General features: G+C 34.0%; 4 protein-coding genes and 1 pseudogene. All 5 read right to left on the reverse strand.

The window, feature by feature from the left end:
- Positions 1 to 196: 196 nt before the first annotated feature.
- Positions 197 to 979: a hypothetical protein gene (locus HMPREF2731_RS02485; protein ID WP_002331326.1), complete on the reverse strand. Its 783-nt coding sequence runs from the start codon at positions 977 to 979 to the stop codon at positions 197 to 199.
- Positions 980 to 1,211: 232 nt separating this feature from the next.
- Positions 1,212 to 3,014 carry an exonuclease domain-containing protein gene (locus HMPREF2731_RS02490; protein ID WP_024636260.1) on the reverse strand — a complete coding sequence of 601 codons (1,803 nt, stop codon included), beginning with the start codon at positions 3,012 to 3,014 and terminating at the stop codon, positions 1,212 to 1,214.
- A 62-nt stretch (positions 3,015 to 3,076) separates the two neighbouring features.
- Positions 3,077 to 3,562: a hypothetical protein gene (locus HMPREF2731_RS15215; RefSeq protein WP_227326759.1), complete on the reverse strand. Its 486-nt coding sequence runs from the start codon at positions 3,560 to 3,562 to the stop codon at positions 3,077 to 3,079.
- A 372-nt stretch (positions 3,563 to 3,934) separates the two neighbouring features.
- Positions 3,935 to 4,156 carry a helix-turn-helix domain-containing protein gene (locus HMPREF2731_RS02500; protein ID WP_002331328.1) on the reverse strand — a complete coding sequence of 74 codons (222 nt, stop codon included), beginning with the start codon at positions 4,154 to 4,156 and terminating at the stop codon, positions 3,935 to 3,937.
- 142 nt (positions 4,157 to 4,298) lie between these two features.
- Positions 4,299 to 4,628, reverse strand: a pseudogene (locus tag HMPREF2731_RS14055) (recombinase family protein); the annotation flags it as partial.
- Positions 4,629 to 4,660: the final 32 nt, after the last annotated feature.

Raw genomic sequence — 4,660 nt, forward strand, 5'->3', positions numbered from 1 at the left:
ATTAAATTGTTAAGATACTTCACAGTTCGGTGGCTAGAGAGGACAGAATTGATGTCATTTGAGTATGTCTGTTCTCGGAAACATATCCACTGTGGACTTGCGTATGCGGGAAGATATCAGTTCCTTTATCCGATTAAAAAAATACCTCCGACAAGTTGGAATCATGTTTGTTCCAAAAAAATTGTCTACTCAGTTTCTATTCCAGCAAAGAATGTATCACTTTAACAATGGTCAAGCCGTAATCAACAAAGAAGCTTTTTTGTTCTTCCGAATAGTTTTTTCTTTCCGATATTGCATCATCTGTGGCATGCCTAAAACAATGCATTTTCTTTCTATAGCTTGTTACTACATCGTTAGAAATATAATCAAAACAAATCGTAGAGTAATCTGGTGTAAGGAACTTACCGTTCTTCTTTAATAAACTTTCTATTAAATTTGCTATCTCTGCAAGTTTTTCATCTGTGCTCATATTATTGAACGATGCTTGTCGGTTTGATATCTCAATAAACTTTTGATTGATTGAATCATCTATATCAACATAGGTTGATTTCTGTTCAAATGTCAACCTTGCGACAAATGTTCTTCTAACAGCATATCGAACAATCCCGTTATCATCATCTCCCTTTGCAATAATTTTGTTCCTAATTTCTCCATAAGTAAAGTCACTAGGTGCAACAGGTGGTCGTGCCAACAATCTAGGAAATTCTTTTATAACATATCCTACTTTGTATAAATAATACGATATAAGATAAAACCAACATTTATTTTCATTACCAGAAAAATCTACATCCGGTTGGCATAATTCCCTAAACTTTGTTATTGCTTCCTCTGCATCATACACCTCAAATTCATAATCCTCTACTTCCGTATAACCACTAAATATATTGTATACATTATTTACGTTCTCAATCGAATCGTAAAAACGATAATGATATTCATCCTTTTGTATGTTTTGGAAGTAAAAATCTTTTAAATCCATACTGACACTCCAATTCTTTTGATCAATTTCGTAATGCATCTTCAGATGATCATCACTACAAATTTTAATTTATAACGTTACTCGACCTCATTACCGCTCTTTATCTCATCACCATCTGGTAAAGTTCAAAGCTCGATGATACAAGCATTATCCTTAAACAAGATATTGTATTGCCAAAGCAATTAGCGATAAATATCTATTAAGAAGATCCTAGGTTATCTTAGATTATCTGCTAATCTTTGTATTTCCAGCAGTATCCTCCAGCATGTTTTTGAACTCCATTTGCAGCATCCCTAATACTTTTTGAGTTAACGCCAACTTCTTTTACAGCAGAAGCTATAGTATCGAATTCTTTTATTATTGTTCCATCATCAGTCATTTGAATAATCTGTCTTCCACGCCTCTTGCTAGGCTCACTAATCGCATCCTCTTTTTTGTTCGCTTTTAGAAAATCAGATTTTTCCTTAGCTATCCGCTCTGCCTCTTGTTTAGCAAATAATAGCTTAATTGCCTTATCCCTACGAGCCTCTAAAGTACCAACATCGTGCCGTGTTTTACGCATAATTCCTTCATCAAGAATGAGAATTTCATTATCGTAATCCTTAATTTTTCGATAAGCTTTAGCATAAGAATCATATAGCGCAGGAGCATCATAGCCGTTATATCGAGCTTTATCAAAAAGTGCAATAGCTTCATCTACTTTGCCATTTTTCCTAGCAGTTTCTCCACGTTCCCAATATGGATAACCTGCATCAAATCCTTTCTCCCAATTCCCTATATTTCGTATCTTGTTTAATGAAACTCGATTATGCAACCCGTTAATAATTACATCTTCTCTAGATATCACTTTTTCAATATTTAGGTTAACTTCAGTCTCATCATATCCACGATTTTTTGCATCGAATAATAACTCTTTCATCGCTGATTTTGAAATAGATTTCAGCATACTAAGGCTTTGCTCTGCTTCTTTCTTAGTGTAATTACTAACACTCATATATTCATTCATAGAATTATAACAATCGCTATAAGCACTGAAAATATAATTTGAAAGAGGCGTTAAGTCAAAGGGGCTACGAAAATAGACTCGCACATTTGTTGTACCGCCTTCACTTACAGTACAAGGTTCTATAGGTAAATCAATTCCATTTGTAGCATCTTTTCTAATAATGATGTAATTTCCCTTCTTAGCAAACTTAAACTTTAAGAATGTATATAGACAAGTTACATCGACATAATTATTACTGTTTTTTCGATACCTGATCCAACTGGTGTCGCATCCTTTTTTCTCAATAATATCTTGAATAAAAGCACAAACTTCAAGTTCTTTTATGTCTGGAGTCATCTTTTCTATTTGCTTTTTTTGTTCTTCCAACGACTCCTCAATAATATCTAAAACACCCCAAAAAATCTTTCCGCATATATCTGCATCTGATTCCGCTCTATGGGCAGTGTCATTTATTAATCCGAAATATTCCGCTACAGTCTCTTGCTTATGATTTACAATGCCTTTTATATGTTTTCTAGAGAGACTCAGAGTATCAACATACTTAATTTTAGCATCATACCCAAGTCTAGAAAATGTGTTACTTAAAAATCCAAAATCGAAACTTGCATTGTGTGCACACATAGTGATTTTTCCATCTAGTGCATCTCCTAAAAATTCTACCAACTGGGGGTAAACTTCCTGCTCAATTGGAGCAGAGTTTAGCATTTCATTAGTTATATTATTTATTGCCGAAGCTGAGGCTGCAATTCTAACTTTTGGATTGACAAGAGTTCCGAATGATTGAATCGGAACTCCTTCTTTAAATAGCACCGCACCAATCTCTACAATTCTATCTGAAGAAGAATTTAGGCCAGTTGTTTCCACATCAAAAGCGATAAAAGTTTTACGAAACTCATCTACATTTGATATGTCCACTTCCAATTTTTCAGCAAAAACTTTACCAGTACGAAATAGACTAGAATCCAGTTGATAATCAACGTGTTTACTAACCTTTCCTTGTTTTTTCTTTAGAAAATCAAATAATCCCACTATTATTTCCTCCCCCATTAATTTTATCCAGAATCACTTTTACGATGCCTTTTTCTTATATTCTACCTATTCGCATACCACAAGAAGTGATCTAACTTTCTTCTTCTAAAAGGAATATGTATATTATTTTCATCAAGTAGTTTTCCAACACATTCGTTAAATGCCTCGTAATCAAAACTTCTTCGCCACGTATCAATCTTATTCGTAGTTAGTCCTTGGATATAGTGTGGAAGAGTATTTTTAACGATACCATCAAAGATGGAGTAATCATCTCTCCCACACACTTCCACATTATGATATGTACAGTACTTGGATGCAAATGAGAACATATTAACTGCACCAATGTTCCTTGCGATAATATTTATCAACTGAGGATCTCCTTTTGCCAACCGATCATCAAAATTTGGAATCTCCAGAATTACTTTAGCCAAATCATATAAAGACAACCTGCTCTTATATTGAGAAAGATGTGTTGAATTTGTTACATCAATTACCGCAATCTTCATCGCAATAGTATTTAAATCATTATTAAGAGGAAATGCATTCAAAACATCATGTATTATTAGACCTTCTTTCCCATAATTAGAGCTTGCACCTACAAACTTATGCTGTTTCTCAATATTTTCTTCAGTTAAAGATAAGTATTTTTGTTTATGGATTGTTTCACTTATAGTTTTTTCTTTACTTGAATCAAGCTTAAGAACCTTGTCAATGCACCAATATGTTGTTGCTCCTTTTATTGGGGAAATATCATTCCGCTTAAGATATTCTTTTAATAAACTCAGTTGTTTTTCTTCTGGAATAGTACCAGATTTCGTTTCTATGATATGAGGTTGTGGTTTGGAAGTACCTTCATTAGCAGCAAATACAGCATACTAAACATCATTTATTGTTATGATTTTCAATACAAATTACACTTCCTAATTACCTATCTTTATTTCATTGCCATCAGGCAATATAAAAGCCTGCACAAACTTGACACCTAGCACATCAGCAATCGCTTTCAACTCATCTAAGGTTACCGTTTCTCGTTGTAATTTCTTATTGAAATTCTGTGGAGTCTGTCCAATACGTCTAGCAAGTTCGGAAACACTTATATTCATTTGCTCACACAGTTCTTTAATCATTTCTGCCGTAGTCATACAGCACCTCCAAGTTTACGCTAAGAATATTATAAATCATTTGGTTTATAATAACGATAGTTATTAAAATATTATTATAATCAGCAAGCAAAAGAAAACCCACGACTCTACTGTAGAGTCATGGGCTATTTACTTCTGGTTTTCATATTTCCATTTCGATGCCAGATTTGAAGGATATGACGAAGTGTTCTTCATAGACTGTAACGCTCTGGATTATCTTCCTTACAAGCTTATCATCGTACTCTAAGGTACGGAATTTGTTCTTGCGGATAAATTCAATCAGCTCATTGATTCGCTCGTTCTCGCCACTGAGGGAGGCATCTTCTACTAAAAGGAGCTGTCGCTTGTCTCTCAGCTCATCAATCTCATCTGCTAGATGTTCATAATCTTGACCCTTATTAGCCAGCTTGATGAGTTCTTTTTGCTTTTTCTCCAGTAAGTTGTTAATCTCTGAAATTTGGTATTCTGTCGTTGGTTCTGTTGCAAAGTTTTAAATCTACTATC

Source organism: Enterococcus sp. HMSC072F02 (assembly GCF_001837725.1).
Lineage (GTDB): Bacteria > Bacillota > Bacilli > Lactobacillales > Enterococcaceae > Enterococcus_B > Enterococcus_B lactis.

Excerpts from the sequence above, each read along its gene's own strand:
- HMPREF2731_RS02485 (WP_002331326.1), bottom strand. The coding sequence starts at position 979 with ATGGATTTAAAAGATTTTTACTTCCAAAACATACAAAAGGATGAATAT.
- HMPREF2731_RS02500 (WP_002331328.1), bottom strand. The coding sequence starts at position 4,156 with ATGACTACGGCAGAAATGATTAAAGAACTGTGTGAGCAAATGAATATA.